Source organism: Streptomyces sp. BBFR51, assembly GCF_044591655.1.
GTDB lineage: Bacteria > Actinomycetota > Actinomycetes > Streptomycetales > Streptomycetaceae > Streptomyces.
In genome coordinates this window covers 7,238,498-7,258,831 of the sequence record NZ_CP172448.1, presented here as the reverse complement: position 1 = coordinate 7,258,831, position 20,334 = coordinate 7,238,498, and the positions used below count along the sequence as shown (strand labels likewise).

Here is a 20,334-nt window from a genome sequence, read left to right as displayed (position 1 = left end):
CCACAGGCTGGCACACCTCGACCTTCACTCTCAAAAGTCAGACTTTTAAGTTTGAAGGCGTCAGACCAGTTCTCCCGCTCCGATCGAGGATTTCTTGAAGATGAGCACGCAGACAGTGGACAGCGCGGACCGCTTCGAATGGACCGAACTCGACCGGCGTGCCGTCGACACCGCCCGGGTCCTGGCGGCGGATGCCGTGCAGAAGGTCGGGAACGGTCACCCGGGCACGGCGATGGCCCTGGCGCCGGCGGCGTACACGATCTTTCAGAAGGTGATGCGTCACGACCCCGCCGATCCGGAGTGGACCGGCCGTGACCGCTTCGTCCTCTCCCCCGGCCACACCTCGCTGACCCTCTACACCCAGCTCTACCTCGCCGGGTACGAGGTGGAGCTGGACGACCTCCGGGCCTTCCGTACCCACGGCTCGAAGACGCCCGGCCACCCCGAGTACGGGCACACGGCGGGCGTGGAGACCACCACGGGACCGCTGGGCCAGGGCGTGGCCAACGCGGTGGGCATGGCGATGGCCGCCCGCTACGAGCGCGGTCTGTTCGACCCCGGGGCGGCCGGGGGCGAGTCCCCCTTCGACCACACGATCTGGGCGATCGTCTCCGACGGCGACCTCCAGGAGGGCGTCTCCGCCGAGGCGTCGTCGATGGCCGGTCACCAGCGCCTCGGCAACCTCGTCCTCCTCTACGACGACAACCACATCTCCATCGAGGGCGACACCGCGACCGCCTTCTCCGAGGACGTGCTGGGGCGCTACGACGCCTACGGCTGGCACGTGCAGCGCGTCGAACCCGCCGAGAGCGGCGACGTCGACGTGCACGCGCTGTACGCGGCGCTGACGGCGGCGAAGGCGGAGACCGGGCGGCCGTCCATCATCGCCATGCGCACGATCATCGCGTGGCCCGCCCCGAACGCGCGCAACACCGAGGCGTCCCACGGCTCCGCCCTGGGCGAGGACGAGGTCGCCGCCACCAAGCGCCTCCTGGGCTTCGACGCGGAGAAGTCCTTCGACGTCGAGGGCGAGGTCCTCGCCCACGCCCGCAAGGCCCTGGACCGGGGCGCCGAGGCGCACGCCGCCTGGGACAAGCGGATCGCCGCCTGGCGCGACGCCGCCCCCGAGCGCGCGGCGCTCTTCGACCGCGTGGTCGCCGGCCGGCTGCCCGAGGGCTGGGAGGAGAAGATCCCGGTCTTCGAAGCGAGTAAGGGCCTCGCCACCCGCGCCGCCTCCGGCAAGGTCCTCCAGGCGCTCGGCCCGGTGCTGCCCGAACTGTGGGGCGGCTCGGCCGACCTGGCCGGCTCCAACAACACCACCATCGACAAGACCAGCTCCTTCCTGCCCGAGGGCAACCCGCTGCCCGAGGCCGACCCGTACGGCCGCACCGTGCACTTCGGCATCCGCGAGTTCTCGATGGCCGCAGAGATGAACGGCATCGCGCTGCACGGCAACACCCGCGTCTACGGCGGCACCTTCCTGGTCTTCTCCGACTACATGCGCAACGCGGTGCGCATGTCCGCGCTGATGCAGCTGCCTGTGACCTACGTGTGGACGCACGACTCCGTCGGCCTCGGCGAGGACGGCCCGACCCACCAGCCGGTCGAGCACCTCGCCTCGCTGCGCGCCATCCCCGGCCTCAACGTCGTCCGCCCGGCCGACGCCAACGAGACCGCGACCGCCTGGGCCGAGATCCTCAGGCGGCACGCCACCAACCCGGCGCCGCACGGCCTCGTCCTCACCCGCCAGGGCGTCCCGACGTACGCGCCGAACCCGGACGCGGCGCGCGGCGGGTACGTCCTCGCCGACGCCTCCACCGGCACCCCGGACGTCGTCCTGATCGCCACCGGCTCCGAGGTCCAGCTCGCGGTGGCCGCGCGGGAGGCACTGGAGGCGGAGGGCACGCCCACCCGGGTGGTGTCGATGCCGTCCGTCGAGTGGTTCGAGGAGCAGCCGCGCGAGTACCGCGAGAGCGTGCTGCCGCCCGCCGTGCGGGCCCGGGTGGCCGTGGAGGCCGGGATCGGACTGACCTGGCACAAGTACGTGGGGGACGCGGGCCGCGTCGTCTCCCTCGAGCACTTCGGCGCCTCCGCCGACGCACAGACCCTGTTCACCGAGTTCGGCTTCACGGCCGACCACGTCGCCGCCGCCGCCAGGGAATCCCTGACCGCCGCCCGCGGCTGAGCCGAACGGATCCCACCCCGATCCGACCGCAGAAAGAGAAGATGATCACTGTGACCGAAGCAACCGCGACCGCGGGAGCACTCAAGCGCCTGGCCGACCAGGGCGTCTCCGTCTGGCTCGACGACCTGTCGCGGCGGCGGATCGAGTCCGGCAACCTCGCCGAACTGATCGCGACGAAGAACGTCGTCGGCGTGACCACCAACCCGTCGATCTTCCAGGCCGCCATCGGCTCCGGCGAGGGCTACGAGGAGCAGCTCGCGGACCTCGCGACCAGGGGCGTCACCGTCGACGAGGCGGTGCGCATGATGACCACCGCCGACGTCCGCGCCGCGGCCGACGTGCTGCGCGGGGTGTACGACGCCACCGGCGGCCGGGACGGCCGGGTCTCCATCGAGGTCGACCCGCGTCTGGCCCACGACACGCGGGCCACCGTCGCCGAGGCGCGTCAGCTGGCCTGGCTGGTCGACCGCCCCAACGTGATGATCAAGATCCCGGCGACGAAGGCCGGTCTCCCGGCGATCACCGAGGTCGTCGGCGCCGGCATCAGCGTCAACGTCACGCTGATCTTCTCCCTGGAGCGCTACCGCGAGGTCATGGACGCCTACCTCGCCGGGCTTGAGCAGGCGCGGGCGGCCGGTCTCGACCTCCGGGGCATTCACTCCGTCGCCTCCTTCTTCGTCTCCCGCGTCGACGGCGAGATCGACAAGCGGCTGACCCTGCTGGGCACGGACGAGGCGCTCGGCCTGCGCGGAAGGGCGGCGCTGGCGAACGCGCGACTGGCCTACGAGGCGTACGAGAACGTCTTCGCGGGGGACCGCTTCACCGCCCTGGCCGGGGCCCGCGCCAACACCCAGCGCCCCCTGTGGGCGTCGACCGGGGTGAAGGACCCGGCATTCCGGGACACCCTGTACGTGGAGGAGCTGGTCGCTCCCGGCACCGTGAACACGATGCCGGAGGCCACCCTGGACGCCGCCGCCGATCACGGCGACGTGCGGGGCGACACGGTCACCGGCGGGTACGCCCAGGCCCGGGCCGACCTCGCGGCCGTGGAGCGGCTCGGCATCTCGTACGACGAGGTGGTGGAGCAGTTGGAGCAGGAGGGTGTGGCCAAGTTCGAGGCGGCCTGGCAGGACCTGCTCGGTGCCGTGACGAAGTCCCTCGACAGCAAGGGAGTTGACGGGGAATGAGCGAGGAGCTTCCCGCTACGACGGTCCAGGAGACCAAGGCGACGAAGGAAGCCAAGGATCCCCAGATGGCCCAGTCGGCCCAGGAGGCCGCGGGGCACCTGGAGGCGGAGGACGCCGACCGTTCCGGGTCCGCCGGGGCTGCGAAGGCGGGCGGGGCGGCCGGGTCCGCTCGCGCCGCGAAGAAGTCCCGGGCGACCGGCGCGGCCAAGGGCGCCAAGGGCGGGGGCGCCGGCGGGAAGGCGGTCACGCCCGTGACACCGCTCGACTGGAGCAACCCCCTGCGCGATCCCCAGGACCGCCGGCTCCCCCGTATCGCGGGCCCCTCCGGGCTGGTCATCTTCGGCGTCACCGGCGACCTGTCCCGCCGCAAGCTGATGCCGGCCGTGTACGACCTGGCCAACCGCGGCCTGCTGCCCCCGGGCTTCTCGCTGGTCGGCTTCGCCCGCCGGGACTGGGAGGACCAGGACTTCGCCCAGGTGGTGCACGACGCGGTCAAGGAGCACGCGCGCACGCCGTTTCGCGAGGAGGTCTGGCAGCAGCTCTCCGAGGGCATGCGGTTCGTCCCCGGCGACTTCGACGACGACAACGCGTTCGAACAGCTGCGCAAGGCCGTCGAGGAGCTGGACGCCTCCCGCGGCACCAGCGGCAACTACGCCTTCTATCTCTCCGTGCCGCCGAAGTTCTTCCCGAAGGTCGTCCAGCAGCTCAAGAAGCACGGGCTGGCCGACGCCCCGGACGGCTCCTGGCGCCGCGCGGTGATCGAGAAGCCGTTCGGGCACGACCTGGACAGCGCCCGCGAACTGAACGCGCTGGTGCACGAGGTCTTCGACCCGGAGCAGGTCTTCCGCATCGACCACTACCTGGGCAAGGAGACCGTCCAGAACATCCTGGCCCTGCGCTTCGCCAACCAGATGTACGAGCCGATCTGGAACCGGTCCTACGTGGACCACATCCAGATCACCATGGCCGAGGACATCGGCATCGGCGGCCGGGCCGGCTACTACGACGGCATCGGCGCCGCCCGTGACGTCATCCAGAACCACCTGCTCCAGCTGCTCGCGCTGACCGCGATGGAGGAGCCGGCCTCCTTCGACGCGGCCTCGCTGCTCACCGAGAAGCTGAAGGTGCTGCGGGCCGTGCGGCTGCCCCAGGAGCTGGGCGAGCACACCGTGCGCGGGCAGTACGCGGGCGGCTGGCAGGGCGGCGCGCAGGTGCCCGGTTACCTGGAGGAGGAGGGCATCGACCCGGCCTCCACCACCGACACCTACGCGGCGATCAAGCTGGGCATCGACAACCGCCGCTGGGCGGGCGTCCCCTTCTACCTGCGCACCGGTAAGCGTCTCGGCCGCCGGGTCACGGAGATCGCGGTCGTCTTCCAGCGGGCCCCGCACTCCCCCTTCGACTCCACCGCGACGGAGGAGCTGGGCGAGAACGCGATCGTCATCCGCGTCCAGCCCGACGAGGGCATGACGGTGCGCTTCGGCTCCAAGGTGCCGGGCACGTCGATGGAGATCCGGGACGTGTCCATGGACTTCGCCTACGGCGAGTCGTTCACGGAGTCCAGCCCCGAGGCGTACGAACGGCTGATCCTGGACGTCCTTCTGGGTGACGCCAACCTGTTCCCGCGCCACCAGGAGGTGGAAGAGTCCTGGCGGATCCTCGACCCGATCGAGGACTACTGGGACTCGCACGAGAAGCCCGCGCAGTACGCGTCGGGCGGCTGGGGACCGCGGGAAGCCGACGAGATGCTCGCACGAGACGGACGGAGCTGGCGCAGGCCATGAGGATCGACCTGACCGACACCACGGCAAGCAAGATCAACAAGGCGCTGGTGCAGGGCCGCCGGGCCATCGGCACACCGGCCGTCGGCATGGTGCTCACCCTCGTCATCGTCACCGACGAGGAGAACGCCTACGACGCCATCAAGGCGGCCGAGGAGGCCTCGCACGAGCACCCCTCGCGCACCCTGGTCGTCATCAAGCGCCACCCCCGCAACCTGCGCGACCGCACCCGCTCGCACCTCGACGCCGAGGTACGGGTCGGCTCCGAGGCCGGCACCGGCGAGACGGTCGTGCTGCGCATGTACGGGGAGGTGTCCGAGCACGCCGACTCGGTGGTGCTTCCGCTGCTGCTGCCGGACGCGCCGGTCGTCGTGTGGTGGCCGGTGGAGGCGCCGGACAACCCCGCGAAGGACCCGCTGGGCGCGCTGGCCCAGCGCCGGATCACTGACCTCTACTCGGTCGAGCGGCCCATGGAGGTCCTGGAGCGCCGGGTCCGCGCCTACGCGCCCGGCGACACCGACCTCGCCTGGACGCGGCTGACGCTGTGGCGCTCCATGCTGGCCGCCGCCCTTGACCAGGCCCGGGTGCCGGTGACCTCCGCGGTCGTGGAGGCCGAGGCGGACAACCCGGCCGCCGAGCTGCTGGCCCGCTGGCTGGAGGCGCGGCTGGCCGTCCGGGTCGACCGCGTGATCACCGACGGACCGGTCGTCACCGCCGTCCGCCTGGGCACGGCGAACGGCGAGATCGTCATCGACCGGCCGGAGGGTCCGCTCGCCACGATGACCCTGCCCGGTCAGCCCCCGCGCTCCCTCGCACTGAAGGTGCGCCCCACCTCCGAACTGATCGCCGAGGAGCTCAGGCGCCTCGACGCCGACGAGATGTACGCCGTCGCCCTGCGCGGCGAGGCCGGCAAGGAGACCCCCGCCCATGTCTGACACCCCGAAGCTCAACCGGCGGCCGCAGTGGACCGCGCTCGCGGACCACGCCAAGGACGCGCTGCCGCACCCGGACCTGCGCGAGCTGTTCGCCCAGGACCCCGGGCGGGCGGAGCGGTACGTCGTGCGCGTCGGCGATCTGCGCATCGACTACTCGAAGCACCTCGTCACCGACGAGACGCTGGCCCTGCTCCAGGAACTGGCCGCCGCCACCGACGTGTTCGGGCTGCGCGACGCCATGTTCCGCGGCGAGCGGATCAACATCACCGAGGACCGCGCCGTCCTGCACACCGCGCTGCGCGCCCCGCGGGACGCGGTGATCGAGGTCGACGGCGAGAACGTCGTCCCCAAGGTCCACGCCGTGCTCGACAAGATGGCCGACTTCGCCGACCGGGTCCGCTCCGGCGAGTGGACCGGCCACACCGGCAGGCGCATCAAGAACGTCGTCAACATCGGCATCGGCGGCTCCGACCTCGGCCCCGCGATGGCCTACGAGGCGCTGCGCGCCTTCACCGACCGCTCGCTCACGCTGCGCTTCGTGTCCAACGTGGACGGCGCCGACCTGCACGAGGCGGTCCGGGACCTGGACCCGGCCGAGACGCTGTTCATCATCGCCTCCAAGACCTTCACCACCATCGAGACGATCACGAACGCGACCTCGGCGCGCTCCTGGCTGCTGGCCGGCCTGGGCGGCGAGGAGAAGGCGGTCGCCAAGCACTTCGTGGCGCTGTCGACGAACGCCGAGAAGGTCTCCGGCTTCGGCATCGACACGGCCAACATGTTCGAGTTCTGGGACTGGGTCGGCGGCCGGTACTCCTTCGACTCGGCGATCGGGCTGTCCCTGATGATCGCCGTCGGCCCGGACCGCTTCCGGGAGATGCTCGACGGCTTCCGCATCGTCGACGAGCACTTCCGCAACGCCGAGGCCCCGGTCAACGCCCCGCTGCTCCTCGGCCTGCTCGGCGTCTGGTACGGCGACTTCCTCGGCGCGCAGTCGCACGCGGTGCTGCCGTACTCGCACTACCTTTCCAAGTTCACGGCCTATCTCCAGCAGCTGGACATGGAGTCCAACGGCAAGTCCGTCGACCGCGAGGGCAACCCCGTCGAGTGGCAGACCGGGCCGGTGGTGTGGGGCACACCGGGGACCAACGGGCAGCACGCCTACTACCAGTTGATCCACCAGGGCACCAAGCTGATCCCGGCGGACTTCATCGGCTTCGCCCGGCCGGTGGCCGAGCTGAGCGACGAACTCAAGGCCCAGCACGACCTGCTCATGGCCAACTTCTTCGCCCAGACCCAGGCACTCGCCTTCGGCAAGACCCCGGACGAGGTACGCGCCGAAGGGGTGCCGGAGGAACTGGTCCCGCACAAGACGTTCCTGGGCAACCACCCCACCACGACCGTCCTGGCCGCCGAGCTGACCCCCTCCGTCCTCGGCCAGCTGATCGCGCTGTACGAGCACAAGGTGTTCATCCAGGGCGCGATCTGGAACATCGACTCCTTCGACCAGTGGGGCGTCGAGCTCGGCAAGGTGCTCGCCAAGCGCGTCGAACCCGCTCTCACCGAAGGCGCCGACGTGCCCGGCCTCGATCCGTCCACGGCCGCGCTGGTGGCCGCCTACCGTGAACTGAAGGAAGTGCACTGACATGCAGATCGGTCTTGTTGGTCTCGGCAAGATGGGCGGCAACATGCGCGAGCGCCTGCGCAACGCCGGCCACACCGTCGTCGGATACGACACCAATCCCGAGCGGGCCGACGTCGACAGTCTGGTCGAGCTGGTCGACCAGCTGCAGCGGCCGCGCGCGGTCTGGGTGATGGTCCCGGCCGGCGGCGCCACCCAGCACGTCATCGACCAGCTGGCGACGCTGCTCAAGCCCGGCGACACCGTCATCGACGGCGGCAACTCCCGCTGGACGGACGACGAGAGGCACGCCGAGGACCTCGGCAAGCGCGGCATCAACTTCGTCGACGCGGGTGTGTCGGGCGGCGTGTGGGGGCTGGAGAACGGCTACGCCCTGATGGTCGGCGGCGAGAAGGAGATCGTCGACGACCTGAAGCCGGTCTTCGACGCGCTCAAGCCCGACGGCCCCTACGGCTACGTCCACGCGGGCAGGGTCGGCGCCGGGCACTTCTCCAAGATGGTCCACAACGGCATCGAGTACGCCATGATGCAGGCCTACGCCGAGGGCTGGGAGCTGCTGGAGAAGGTCGACTCCGTGGACAACGTCCGCGAGGTCTTCCGCTCCTGGCAGGACGGCACGGTCATCCGCTCCTGGCTCCTCGACCTGGCCGTCAACGCCCTCGACGACGACCACCACCTGGACAAGCTGCGCGGGTACGCGGACGACTCGGGCGAGGGCCGCTGGACCGTCGAGGCGGCGATCGACAACGCGGTGCCGCTGCCCGCGATCACGGCCTCCCTCTTCGCGCGGTTCTCGTCCCGGCAGGAGGACTCGCCGCAGATGAAGATGGTCGCCGCGCTGCGCAACCAGTTCGGCGGGCACGCCGTGGAGTCGGCGAAGAAGTAGCCCGGCGTGGCGGTAACACGTTGACGCGACCGGCCGGTTCGGGTCAGAGTCCCCGCGATGGAGATCAACGACCTGACACCGGCCGAGACGCGCGTCTGGCGGGCCTTCGCCACGGGCTCCGCCGTGGACTTCCGGGCCGCGGACGACGAGGACCCGGCCGACGGCGGCACCTGGGGCCCCGAACGGACCGTACGGGCGGCCGTCTTACGCGCCCTGCTGCTGGGCGGCCCCCGGGAGGACGGCGAGGTGGCCGCACTCAGCCTGGCGGGGGCGCGGGTCACCGGGCCGCTGGAACTCCAGTCCGCGACGGTCGACCACCCCGTGCGGCTGCGGCACTGCCACTTCGACGACGCGCCCCGTCTCCACGCGGCCCGGCTGCGCGAGCTGAACCTGAGCGAGTCCGTGCTGCCCGGCCTGATCTCGCACGCCGTGCGGGTGGACGGCGTACTGCGGCTGACCCGCGCCCGGTTCGGCGGGATGGTACGGCTCGGCGGGGCGGAGATCACCGGCAGCCTGTATCTGGAGAGCACGCAGATCCACGCGCCGGACACCGAGGGGCCGGTGCTCCAGCTGAACCAGGCGGTGCTGGGGGCCGACCTGTGGGCGCCGGGACTGCGGGCGGCGGGCGAGATGCGGCTCAACGGCGCCCGGGTGGCCGGGACGGTCAACCTCACCGACGCCGTGCTCGGCCGGCCGGGCGGCACCGCCCTCCAGGCCGAGACCCTCGCCGCCGAGGCCGACGTGCTGATGCGGCACGCGGATGTCCGCGGCCGGCTGGAGCTGCGCGGCGCGCGGATACCCGGCCGGCTCGACCTGTCGCACGCCCGGCTGGCGAACCCCGGGGGCACCGCGCTGCGTGCCAGCAGTTGCGTGATCGGCGAACTCTGGCTGCGGCAGGGCCCGGTGGTGGAGGGTGCGCTCAATCTGCGCCGCGCCCAGGTGGACGTGCTGTTCGTCGAACCGGAGGTGGTACCGGCCTGGGTCCAGCTCAACGACCTCACCTACACGTCACTCGTCCCGCACGAGCCCGCCGAGCGGCGGCTGCCGATGCTGGAGAAGGGCGACAGCTATCTGCCCTTCATCTACGAGCAGTTGACCGCCGCCTACCGACGGATCGGCGACGACGACGCGGCCCGGCTCGTACAGCTGGCCAAGCAGCGGCGACGCCGGCGCACCCTGCCCTGGTACGGCCGCGTGTGGGGCCACCTCCAGGACGTCACGGTCGGGTACGGCTTCCGGCCGCTGCGCGCGGGCGGCTGGCTGCTGTCGCTGCTCGCGCTCGGCTCCCTCGCGTACGGCCTGCACCACCCGCCGCCGCTCAAGCCGCAGGAGGCCCCCGACTTCAACGCGGTGTTCTACACCCTCGACCTGCTGCTGCCGGTGATCTCCTTCGGTCAGGAGAGCGCCTTCTCGCCCGCGGGCTGGTACCAGACGCTGTCCTACGTCCTGATCATCACGGGCTGGATCCTGGCCACGACGGTCCTCACCGGCCTGACCCGCACCGTCAGCCGCCAGTGAACCCGCGCGCCGCGTGCTGCGCGGCCAGCCGCACGGGCGCGTTGGCGGCGCCGTAGCCGCGGTAGCCGCCGTCGCGCTGGACGAGTTCGAAGAAGACCCGGCCGACGGTGTGCGTGTAGCAGTGCCGGAAGGTGCCGTGCGCGTCGCGGTCGTAGAGGATGCCCAGTTCCCGGTACGTCTCCAGCTCGCCGTCGGCGAACTCGAAGCGGGCCGCGAGGTCGTCGTAGTAGTTGGCGGGGATCGGCAGCAGCTCGCCCCCGGCGTCGCGGTGGCCGCGGGCGGCGGCGACCACGTCGTCGGTGGCCAGGGCGATGTGCTGGGCGTGCGCCGTGTCGTCGGTGGGTGCCGCGCCGACCGTCAGGACGATGCGGACGGCGCCGTCGTCGGTGGTGACGGCGCGACTGCGCAGCAGCCCGTAGGGGTCGGCGACGTCCACGCTCTCCTGCGGCCGCAGCCCGAGGACGGCGCGGTGGAAGAGGGCCGCCTCGTCGAACTGGTGCCAGGGCTGGGTGAGGGAGAGATGGTCGACGCGCCAGCCGGCGTCGTCGCCGGGAGCGGGCGGCGCGCCCTCGACGTCCTCGAAGTCCGCCCGCCAGTCGGGCAGTCCGGGGCGCCCGGTGGCGCAGAAGAACAGCTCCGTGCCGTCGGGTGCGGCGACCGCCTCCAGCGGGGCGTCCCCGGGGGCCCGGCGGCGGGGCAGCACCGGTGCCAGCAGGGCCTCGGCGCGGCGGGCCGAGGCGGCGGGGTCGGGCGACTCCAGGCCGACGGCGGCCAGCCGGGTGCCGTCGCGGCGTTCGGCCGGCCCGGTGTTGACCAGGACGCGGGCCTCGCCGCGCTGCCACAGGTCGACGGGCTTGCCCCGGTGCCGTGCCGTCCGGGCGAAGCCCAGCGCGCCGAGCACCGCAGAGACGGGGGCGGCGTCGGGTGTGACCAACTCGGCGAAGGCGACGCCGGTGGGTGCGGCGGGCGCGGGCGGTGCGGCGAGGCCGACCTGTTCCTGGAGGACCAGCAGGGAGCGCCGGGCGTCCACGGCGGTGGGGCCGGCCTCGGACTGCCGGAAGACGTCGTTGAAGACCTCCAGGGACAGCGGTCCGTCGTAGCCGGCGCGCAGCACGTGCCGCAGCAGTCCGGCGACGTCGAAGCCGCCCTGGCCGGGGAAGCAGCGGTAGTGGCGGCTCCACTGAAGGACGTCCATCGCGAGCAGCGGGGCGTCCGCGAGCTGGAGGAAGAAGATCTTGTCGCCGGGGATGTCCGCGATGCCTTCGAGGTCCTCGGGTTCGCCGCCGCGCGAGAGGATGTGGAAGCTGTCCAGGCAGGTGCCGAGCGCGGGGTGCCCGGCGCTCTCGACGACGCGCCAGGCGTGGTCGTAGGTGCTGATGTGCCGGCCCCAGGCGAGCGCCTCGTAGGCGACGCGGACGCCGTGGTCCCGGGCCAGGTCGGCGAGGCGGCCGAGCTGCTCGGCGGCGAGGGCGTCGTCGTCCACGGCGTGCGGGGAGACGCTGGAGCACACCAGGACGGTGTCCGCGCCGAGCCTGCGCATCAGCTCGAACTTGTGCCGGGCGCGGCGCAGGGCGCGGGTGAACTCCTCCTCGGGCAGCGCCTCGACGTCCCGCATGGGCTGGTAGAGGTCGATGGTGAGTCCGAGGTCGGCGCAGCGGGTGCGGATCTCCTCGGGGGCGAGGGGGCTTGCCAGCAGGTCGTTCTCGAAGATCTCCACGCCGTCGAAGCCGGCCCGGGAGGCGGCCGTGAGCTTCTCGGTGAGGGATCCGCTCAGGGAGACGGTGGCGATGGACGTGCGCACGTCGGTACCTCTTCCTACTTCGGGGCGCCCACGGCACCGGCGAGATCGGTGATGTCGGCGAGCATCCGCGGCACGTCGGGTTCCCGGCCGGTGAACAGCCGGAACGCGTCCACGGCCTGGAAGACGGCCATGCCGCCGCCGTCCAGCGTGGCGCAGCCCAGCGCGCGTGCGGTGTGCAGCAGCTCGGTCTCCAGCGGGCGGTAGACGACCTCGGCGACCCACAGCCCGGGGTGGAGCAGTGCGGCCGGCAGCGGCAGCCCGGGGTGGGCGGCCATGCCGGTGGGGGTGGCGTGCACGATGCCGTCGGCCGTGGTCAGCAGGCCCGCCAGGCGGTCCGGGGTGGCGTGGGCGGCCCGGCCGTCGCCGAAGTGCCGGTTCAGCGAGGCGGCGAGTTCGGCGGCACGCTCGGGCAGGGCGTCGACGACCGTGACCCGTCCGGCGCCCAGGGTGAGCGTCCCGTACGGCCATGCTGTGGGTGGGCGCCCTCGCCAACGTCGCCGCGCTCGCCGCGATCCCGCTGTGGGCGACGCTGTCCGACCGCATCGGCCGGCGTCCGGTGTACCTGATCGGCGCGGTCGGCAGCGCGGTGACGATGTTCCTGTACCTGTGGGCGATCTCCACCGGCTCCTACCCGCTGACGTTCCTGCTGGGCATCGTCGCCTTCGGCGTCGTCTACAGCGCGGCGAACGGCGTGTGGCCCGCCTTCTACGGCGAGATGTTCTCCACCCGGGTCCGGCTGTCCGGCGTGGCGATCGGTACGCAGATCGGCTTCGCGGTGGCCGGGTTCGCGGTGACCTTCGCCGCGCAGATCGCAGGCCCGGACGGCGACGACTGGCTCGCGGTGGCGCTGTTCACTGCGGCGCTGTGCGTCCCGCCGGTGATCGCCGCGCTCTCGGCCCGCGAGACCCACAAGGTCCCGACGGAGCAGCTCGGCGAGCACGCCGGGCGGGAGGCCGCGCAGCGGGAGACGGTCGCGGCCTGAGGCCGGAGGCGGCGGATCATGAAGTGCGGATCATGAAGTTCTGAGAAGGCGTGCGCGGGGTATGCCGGACGCGTCTTCGAAGAACGACCGAGGAGAGCGATGGCGATGCCACCCCTGCGGCAGGAGGTCGACGCGGGTGCGGTCGGCCTGGATCCCGAGGCGCTGGACCGGCTCGACCTGCACTTCGCCCGGCAGGTCGAGGTGGGCAGGCTGCCCGGGTTCCTGGTCGCCGTCGCCCGCGGCGGCCGCGTCGCCCATCTGACCGTGCACGGCCGGCGGGACGTCGCGGCCGGGCTGCCCGTGTCGGCCGACACCCTGTGGCGGATCTACTCCATGACCAAGCCGGTCACGTCCGTGGCGGTGCTGATCCTGATGGAGGAGGGCCGACTGTCGCCGGACGACCCCGTGGACCGGTATCTGCCGGCCTTCGCCGAGCCGCGGGTCTACGTCGAAGGGTCCGCGGACGACGTCGTCACCCGGCCCGCCGCCGGTCCGGTCCGCGTCCGGCACCTGATGACCCACACCGCCGGGCTCACCTTCGGCTTCTACCGCTCCCACCCCGTGGACGGGCTGTACCGCGCGGCCGGACTGGAGTCGTCGGTGCGGCCGGGCGCTGACCTGGCCGAGACGGTCGACGTGTACGCGAGCCTGCCCCTCCAGTTCGAGCCGGGCACGCAGTGGAACTACTCGGTGGCCAGCAACGTGCTGGGCCGGCTCGTCGAGGTGGTCTCCGGGCAGGCCCTCGACACCTTCTGCGCCGAGCGGATCTTCGGACCCCTCGGCATGACGGACACCGGGTTCCACGTCACCGACGAGCAGGCGGACCGGCTGGCCGAGCTGTACGGCGAGAGCGACGACGGCGGCATCGAGCCGGTCCCCGGGCTGCCGCTGCGGGGCCGGCCGCGGTTCCTGTCGGGCAGCGGCGGCCTGGTCTCGTCCGCGTACGACGTGCACCGCTTCGCGGAACTGCTGCGGCGCCGCGGCACACTCGACGGAGCCCGCCTGCTCGCCCCCGAGACGGTGGACCTCATGACCCGCAACCACCTCCCCGGCGGCGCCGACCTGCGCGCCTTCGGCAGCCGCCCGGCGCACGACGAACCCGGCAACGACGGCGTCGGCTTCGGCCTCGGCGTCTCCGTGGTGACCGACCCGAGCCGCACGCAGTCGCCCTCCGGGCTCGGCACGTACGGCTGGAGCGGAGTGGCGACGACCATCTTCTGGGTCAACCCGGGCCGTGATCTGACGGTGCAGTTCATGACCCAGGTGCGGCCCAGGTCCTCACACACGGTGTACCCGGACCTCAAGCGGCTCGTGCACGAGGCGGTGAAGGACTGAGCCGGCACCCTGGTCAGACCCTCGTCAGACCCTCGTCAGGACGACACGTGCGCCATCGCGTCCAGGTGGGGCAGGTGGTGGTCCAGGCGCTCGCGCTTGGTCCGCAGGTAGGTGATGTTGCTCTCGCACGGCGGTATCAGCAGCGGCACCTGCTCGGCGACCTGGATGCCGTGCCGCACCAACGCCTCCCGTTTGCGCGGGTTGTTGGACATCAGGCGCACGGAACGCACGCCCAGGTCCGCCAGGATGCGGGCGGCGACGCCGTAGTCCCGGGCGTCCACCGGCAGGCCGAGGGCGAGGTTCGCCTCCACGGTGTCCAGGCCCTCCGCCTGCAACGCCATCGCGCGCAGCTTGCCGAGCAGCCCGATGCCCCGGCCCTCGTGGCCGCGCAGGTAGACGACCACACCGCTGCCCGCGGCGACCACCGCCCGCAGCGCGGAGGCCAGTTGGTCGCCGCACTCGCAGTGCTGGGAGCCGAAGGCGTCGCCCGTCAGGCACTCCGAGTGGAGCCGGGTGAGCACGCCCTCGGCGCCCGGATCGCCGTGCACGAGAGCCACTTGTTCGTCGCCGCGCTCGTGGTCGAAATACCCGAACGCACGGAACTCCCCGTAGACGGTGGGCAGTGGCGTCACCACGACGCGTTCCACGTCCGTGCGCTGCGCGATGTTCTTGCCGAGTACACCGATATTTTCTGTCATGATTCTCGCGTTCCTCAAAAGATCCTCGGCGGATCCCTCAGCGGATCCCTCAACAGGTTGCCCAACAGGTTGCCCAGCAGGTTGTTCAAGAGATTGTTCAACAGAGACGAAAGGCCGTGCGGGAATGGACGCTTCACTGGTGTCGGCGGACACGACCGAGGACGTGCGCGGGCGGGCCGCCCGAGTTGCGCGGCAGGTCGCGGTGCTGCCGGTCGGCAGTTTCGAGCAGCACGGCCCGTACCTGCCGTTGGCGACCGACACGCTCGTCGCCTGCGCGATCGCCAGGGAGATCGCCGCCGCGTACCCGGTGCACCCGCTGCCCCCGGTGACGATCGGCTGTTCCCACGAACACGCCGACTGGCCCGGGACCGTGAGCATCTCCTCGGTGACCCTCCACGCGGTGGTGCGGGACATAGCCTCCTCCCTGCGCCGCTCGGGTGTCGAGGCCCTGGTCGTGGTCAACGGACACGGTGGAAACTACGTACTGGGCAACGTCGTTCAGGAGTCCTCCGCACGCGGTGAGCGGATGGGGCTGTTCCCGGCCGCGGAGGACTGGGAGGCGGCGCGGGAGCGGGCGGGGGTGGCCACCTCGTTGCTCACCGACATGCACGCGGGGGAAATCGAGACCTCCATTCTTCTGCACGCGCACCCCGAATCGGTCCGGCCCGGATACGAGGCCGCCGATTTCGTCGCGGACGACCGGCGTCATCTGCTCTCCCTCGGTATGTCCGCCTATACCGATTCCGGTGTCATCGGGCGTCCTTCACTGGGATCGGCGGAAAAGGGGAAGGAACTGCTGGCGAGCCTCGCGGATTCCTTCGGGACGTATTTCTCTTTCCTGACGGCGGACGAGGTTCCCGGACGGGACCACCGACGCGGGTAGGGCGCGTTCGCCGCACCCGAGCCCGAGCCCGCACCCGCCTGCCGGCGGACGACGAGGACGACGACGCCGGGCAGACTCGCCACGAGGCTGAGCACGCCGTACACCACCGCCACGCCGAGGCCGGTGCCCGCGCCCAGCCCCGCCGCGCCGAACGCCCAGGCGGTGACACCCTCGCGGGGCCCCCAGCCGCCGACGTTCAGCGGCAGGCCCATGGCGAGCAGGGCCAGCACGGCCAGCGGCGTGAGCACGGCGACGGAGGCACCGCTTCCCGCCACCCGGGCGGCGAGCACGAACATCGCGAGATGCCCGGCGAGCACGACGACGGACGAGACCGCGATGCCCGGGAGGTTCCGCCGGGACAGCAGCCCTTCGCGTGCCTCGCCGAGCGTCGCGCGCAGGGCCCGACCCCGGCGTGCGGGCGCCCGGTTCATGCGCAGGGCGAGGACGACGGCGAGCGCGCCGAGCACGGCCAGGCCCACGAGCGGAGCCACGTGCCGGGCCTCGGTCAGCACCGGGGACGGCATCGTGAGCAGTACGACGACGCCGACCCCGATCAACGCGAGCTGCCCGGCGACCCGTTCGAGGACGACGGCCCGCACGCCGCGCCCGAGGTCGCCGGCGCTCTGCCCGTGCCGCACCGCGCGGTGCACGTCACCGAGGACGCCACCGGGGAGGGCCGCGTTGAGGAACAGGGCGCGGTAGTAGTCGGCGACGGCCGGTCCGAGCGGCAGCCGGATGCGCAGCCCCCGGGCCACCAGGGCCCAACGCCAGGCGCTGAACACCGTGGTGACCAGCCCGATCCCCAGCGCCGCCAGCACCGTGGGCCCGTCGATCCGCCGCAGCCCGTCCAGGAAGGCACCGGTCCCCATCCGCCACAGGAGCACGGCGAGCACGGCGGCCCCGGCGAGGGAGCCGAGGTGGGTACGCAGCGCGCGGCGACGGGGCGGCGCGCTGCCGACGGGGGTGCCCGGGCCCGGGGGTACGGCGGGTGGGGGGTTCCCCGCCGGGGTCGTGGGGGCCGTTGGGGCCGCCGGGGCCGCGGGTGCCGTCGGGACCGTGGGTGCCGCCGAGAACGCGGGTGCCGCAGGGGCCGTCGCGACCGCGGATGCCGCCGAGACCGCGGGTACTGCGGGTGCCGCAGGCGCCGTCGGGACCGCGGATGCCCTGAGTGCCGCACCTGCCGCCGGGACCGTCAGGACCCCGGGTGCCCCAGATGCCGCCGGGACCGCAGCTGCCGCCGGGGCCGCAGGTGCCGCCAGGACCCCGGATGCCGCAGCTGCCGCCGGTACGGTCGGTGCGCTCACGAGGCTCCGCCCGTCGGTCGGCACAGCGCCAGCAGGTCGGTGTGGTGGACGACCACGCGCAACTCCCCGGCGGCGCAGGCCGCGAGGCGCTCGTCCAGGTAGCGGCCGGCCCGCTCACGCAGGTCGGGGCGCTGTTCGACGGCCGCACCGACCCAGCCGCGCAGCCACTGGGCGGTGAGGCCGGCCTCGTCGGGGCCGAGCCGCCAGGGGCTGGGATGCGCCCGTACGGTGGCGCCGTGTTCGGCGAAGGCCTCGGCCGCCGCGGTGACCGCGTCCGGACCGAGCATGCCGGTACGCCGCTGGTGTGCGTTGAACGCCTCGGTGATCTCCGCGTCCAGGGGGTGCGCGGGGGTCAGGTCGACGCGCCCGGCGACGGAGAGGGTCAGCAGCGCCGGGCAGCCGGCCGCGGCACAGGCGGCGGCGAGGTTGCCGACCTCCTCGGTGGTGAGCACGTCGAGCAGCGCGGACGCCGTCACCAGCGCGGCGCCGGTCAGCGCGTCCGGGGTGAGCCGGGCGATGTCCCCGCGCCGCGTCTCGACGGTGACGCGGCTGCCGTCGGCGGCCGTACGAGGGGCGGCGACGGCCGCGAAGTGCAGGAGGTACGGGTCGCGGTCGTGCAGCACCCAGTGCTGGGGGCCGTCGAGCAGCGGGGCGAGCCAGCGTCCCATCGACCCGGTGCCGCAGCCCACGTCGTGCACCACCAGCCCGTCCGACCTCCTCGGCAGGTTGGCGAGCCGGATCCGCAACGGGTCGAGCAGGTCGTGCGCCCGCGCGGCGGCATCGGCGGGCTCACGCAGCCGCAGCCACTCGGGCGCGTAGCGCGGGGGGTCGTCGGGCGGCTCCCCCGCCGACCCCCGCATCGCCGCCGGGCCCGGGTTGCCCGGCCCCGGCCCCAGCTCCGGTTCCCGCGCCGGGGCCTCGCGGAGGCGGACGGTGGCGCGCTCGGCGGAGGAGGAAGGCACGGGCCGGTCGCCGAGCTGCTCGGCGGACGACTGCCCGGGACGACCCGAGACCCGTTCGGCGGCGCCCCCCGAGGGCTGAGTGGCGGGACGGCCGGTGGGCACGCCACCGGACCGGTCGGCGGGTTGGTCGGCGGAGTGGTCGGCGCGTTGGTCGGCGGCGCGGTTCGCGGGTCCGTTCGCGGGTCCGTACCCCTCGCCCGGCCCGTCCACCGGGCCGAAGGCAGGTTGCTCACCCTGCCGTTCGACGGCCCGTGCGGCGGGCGTGCGCGTGACGTGCCCGGCGGTCGTGCCCGTCATCTGCCTGGGGGGCGAGCCCGCGTCCTGCCCGGCGGGCCGGCCCGTGACGCGGCCGGCGGGCGAGCCCGCCTCCCGCCGGGTGGGGCCCGCTCCGGGGATCACGCCGTTTGCGGTGTCGGGGGCGTCCTGGGGGCCGGGCCGGGCCGGGATCACGCTTCCGGTCGGTGCGGGCGTCTTCCTCGTACTCATGCCGACCTCCTCGGTTCGCTCGGCAGCCGGTGCAGTACTCCGGCCAGGCTCTGGGCGGTGGTGGCCCAGCCGTTCAGGGCGGCGCGGCGGCCGCGGGCGGCGGCCTTCAGGCGGCGGCGCACGTCCACCTCGCCGAACCAGCCGCGCAGCTCCGCGGCGAGTGCGGCGGGATCCTCCGGCGGGACGAGGATGCCGGGCACCCCGCCGTCGGGCGCGCGTCCGACCGCCTCCGGGAGGCCGCCGACGTCCGTGGCCAGCACGGGGATGCCGCGCGCGAGAGCCTCGGTCACCGCCATGCCGTACGTCTCGGCGTACGAGGTGAGGACCATCAGGTCGGCGGTCGCGTAGGTGGCGTCCAGCTCGGCGCCCGTCCGCGGCCCGGCGAGCACCAGCCGCTCCTCCAGACCGTGCCGTGCGATCAGCGACCGCAGCCCGTCGACGTACTCCGGGTCCTGCCCGAGCCCGCCGACGCACACGCAGCTCCACGGCAGGTCGGTCACGGCCGCCAGCGCCTCCACCAGCCGGTGCTGGCCCTTGCGGGGCGTGACCGCGGCGACGCACAGCAGCCGGGAGACGCCGTCGGTGCCGGGCGCGAGGGGCGCGATGTCGGCGCCCGGGGCGGCGACATGGACGCGGCCCGGGTCGAGGCCGTGGTGGGAGACGAGACGCCGCACCGCCCAGTCGCTGGTGGCGACGACGGCCGGGACGGCGCGCAGCACCGTGCGTTCGCGGGCGTCCAGCTCGGCGGCCACGGCGGGGTCGAGGCCGGTCTCGTCGCCGAGCGGGAGGTGGACGAGGACGGCCATGCGCAGCCGCTCGGCCTCCGGGACGACGACCTCCGGCACCCCGCAGGCGACCAGCCCGTCGAGGAGGACGACGGCGCCGTCCGGCAACCGTCGCAGGACGCGGGCGAGTTCCGCGCGGGCGGCGTCGTCCGGCCGGGGCCAGTCGCCCGGCACGGGCAGATCCCGTACCCGCCACCCGAAGCCGGGCAGGTCGAGGCGCACCCGTCGGTCGTAGGCGTTGCCGCCGCTCGGCGCGGCCGGGTCGTCGATCCCGCCCGGCATGACGAAGTGCACGGAGCGCAGGGACATGGGGACGATCCCCCCGTTCCTCGGCGACGAGGCCGGCACGGAGATCTGGGTGGGGACGTAGGTGAGCCGGGCGCGCCCGGGGTTCGCACCGGCGCTCGCCCCGGGGTTCGATCCGAGGGGCGTATGGGCCGTCGCTTCGACGGATGTGTCGGTCACAGCGCACGCTCGTAACTCGCCCAGGCGACGTGCGACTCGTGCAGGGTCACGGTGAGGCCGGCCAGGCCCCTGGCCCCCTCGCCGAGCCCGCCCTTGTGCACGCGCTCGGCGAGCCGGTCGGCGACGACCTTGGCCAGGAACTCCGTGGAGGTGTTGACGCCGGCGAAGTCGGGTTCGTTGTCGAGGTTGCGGTAGTTCAGCTCGCCGACGACGGCACCCAGCTCCTGGGTGGCCAGTCCGATGTCGACGACGATGTTGTCCTCGTCGAGCTGCTCGCGCCGGAAGGTGGCGTCCACCAGGAACGTCGCTCCGTGCAGGCGCTGCGCGGGCCCGAAGACGTCGCCGCGGAAGCTGTGGGCGATCATGATGTGATCGCGGACGGTGATGCTGAACAACGGACGACCCTCCAGGTGTGGCACGTCTGATCCCCCGCCGATCGCTGCGCGGGGTGCCGTCTATTACGGCTGGATGCCTTCCCTTGTTCAGCGGCCCCTACGTC

Annotated in this window: 14 protein-coding genes and 3 pseudogenes; 10 read left to right on the top strand and 7 right to left on the bottom strand. The window is 72.9% G+C overall.

Annotated elements, in window-relative coordinates; all coding sequences use genetic code 11:
• Window positions 1-100 precede the first annotated feature (100 nt).
• The 7 genes from tkt to ACGH7X_RS32905 are packed head-to-tail and all read left to right on the top strand — an operon-like array spanning window position 101 to window position 10,134.
• Entirely contained in the window at window positions 101-2,185 is a 2,085-nt protein-coding gene (gene tkt, locus ACGH7X_RS32935; RefSeq protein WP_399892228.1) for a transketolase, read from the top strand.
• Window positions 2,186-2,226: 41 nt separating this feature from the next.
• Entirely contained in the window at window positions 2,227-3,372 is a 1,146-nt protein-coding gene (gene tal / locus ACGH7X_RS32930) for a transaldolase (protein ID WP_399892225.1), read from the top strand.
• Window positions 3,369-5,156, top strand: a complete 1,788-nt coding sequence (zwf, locus tag ACGH7X_RS32925; protein WP_399892222.1) for a glucose-6-phosphate dehydrogenase — start codon at window positions 3,369-3,371, stop codon at window positions 5,154-5,156. Before tal ends, zwf begins: the two co-directional genes overlap by 4 nt.
• Window positions 5,153-6,088 (top strand): glucose-6-phosphate dehydrogenase assembly protein OpcA, encoded by a 936-nt coding sequence (gene opcA, locus ACGH7X_RS32920; RefSeq protein ID WP_399892219.1) that lies wholly within the window; start codon window positions 5,153-5,155, stop codon window positions 6,086-6,088. The genes zwf and opcA overlap by 4 nt, the downstream gene beginning before the upstream one ends.
• Window positions 6,081-7,733, top strand: coding sequence for a glucose-6-phosphate isomerase (gene pgi / locus ACGH7X_RS32915; protein ID WP_399892216.1), 1,653 nt, complete (start codon window positions 6,081-6,083; stop codon window positions 7,731-7,733). Before opcA ends, pgi begins: the two co-directional genes overlap by 8 nt.
• A gap of 1 nt (window position 7,734) precedes the next feature.
• On the top strand, window positions 7,735-8,616 hold the full coding sequence (gnd, locus tag ACGH7X_RS32910; protein WP_399892214.1) for a phosphogluconate dehydrogenase (NAD(+)-dependent, decarboxylating): 882 nt from the start codon (window positions 7,735-7,737) through the stop codon (window positions 8,614-8,616).
• A 57-nt stretch (window positions 8,617-8,673) separates the two neighbouring features.
• On the top strand, window positions 8,674-10,134 hold the full coding sequence (locus ACGH7X_RS32905; protein WP_399892212.1) for a membrane-associated oxidoreductase: 1,461 nt from the start codon (window positions 8,674-8,676) through the stop codon (window positions 10,132-10,134).
• On the opposite strand, the gene ACGH7X_RS32900 is transcribed toward ACGH7X_RS32905, so the two are convergent.
• Window positions 10,121-11,935, bottom strand: a complete 1,815-nt coding sequence (locus tag ACGH7X_RS32900; protein WP_399892210.1) for a bifunctional sugar phosphate isomerase/epimerase/4-hydroxyphenylpyruvate dioxygenase family protein — start codon at window positions 11,933-11,935, stop codon at window positions 10,121-10,123. The genes ACGH7X_RS32905 and ACGH7X_RS32900 overlap by 14 nt on opposite strands.
• 14 nt (window positions 11,936-11,949) lie before the next feature.
• A pseudogene (locus ACGH7X_RS32895) lies at window positions 11,950-12,390 on the bottom strand (shikimate dehydrogenase); the annotation flags it as partial.
• Between ACGH7X_RS32895 and ACGH7X_RS32890 the strand changes: the two are divergent.
• Together ACGH7X_RS32890 and ACGH7X_RS32885 are read left to right on the top strand one after the other, a co-directional pair.
• Window positions 12,390-12,917: pseudogene (locus tag ACGH7X_RS32890) on the top strand (MFS transporter); the annotation flags it as partial. The pseudogenes ACGH7X_RS32895 and ACGH7X_RS32890 overlap by 1 nt on opposite strands.
• 105 nt (window positions 12,918-13,022) lie before the next feature.
• Window positions 13,023-14,252 carry a serine hydrolase domain-containing protein gene (locus tag ACGH7X_RS32885; protein ID WP_399897499.1) on the top strand — a complete coding sequence of 410 codons (1,230 nt, stop codon included), beginning with the start codon at window positions 13,023-13,025 and terminating at the stop codon, window positions 14,250-14,252.
• Window positions 14,253-14,287: 35 nt separating this feature from the next.
• Here the strand turns inward: ACGH7X_RS32885 and ribA are convergent, their stop codons facing one another.
• Window positions 14,288-14,950, bottom strand: a complete 663-nt coding sequence (gene ribA, locus ACGH7X_RS32880; protein ID WP_399892209.1) for a GTP cyclohydrolase II — start codon at window positions 14,948-14,950, stop codon at window positions 14,288-14,290.
• Window positions 14,951-15,074: 124 nt separating this feature from the next.
• Here ribA and ACGH7X_RS32875 point away from each other — a divergent pair, with 124 nt between their 5' ends.
• Window positions 15,075-15,833, top strand: coding sequence for a creatininase family protein (locus tag ACGH7X_RS32875; protein WP_399892206.1), 759 nt, complete (start codon window positions 15,075-15,077; stop codon window positions 15,831-15,833).
• A 125-nt stretch (window positions 15,834-15,958) separates the two neighbouring features.
• Here the strand turns inward: ACGH7X_RS32875 and ACGH7X_RS32870 are convergent.
• From ACGH7X_RS32870 to ACGH7X_RS32855, 4 genes and pseudogenes are all read right to left on the bottom strand, one after another.
• Window positions 15,959-16,702 (bottom strand): annotated as a pseudogene (locus ACGH7X_RS32870) (YbhN family protein); the annotation flags it as partial.
• A 431-nt stretch (window positions 16,703-17,133) separates the two neighbouring features.
• On the bottom strand, window positions 17,134-18,099 hold the full coding sequence (locus ACGH7X_RS32865; RefSeq protein ID WP_399897496.1) for an SAM-dependent methyltransferase: 966 nt from the start codon (window positions 18,097-18,099) through the stop codon (window positions 17,134-17,136).
• A gap of 482 nt (window positions 18,100-18,581) precedes the next feature.
• On the bottom strand, window positions 18,582-19,835 hold the full coding sequence (locus ACGH7X_RS32860; protein ID WP_399892203.1) for a glycosyltransferase family 4 protein: 1,254 nt from the start codon (window positions 19,833-19,835) through the stop codon (window positions 18,582-18,584).
• Entirely contained in the window at window positions 19,832-20,230 is a 399-nt protein-coding gene (locus ACGH7X_RS32855; RefSeq protein WP_399892200.1) for a 6-pyruvoyl trahydropterin synthase family protein, read from the bottom strand. The genes ACGH7X_RS32860 and ACGH7X_RS32855 overlap by 4 nt, the downstream gene beginning before the upstream one ends.
• Window positions 20,231-20,334: the final 104 nt, after the last annotated feature.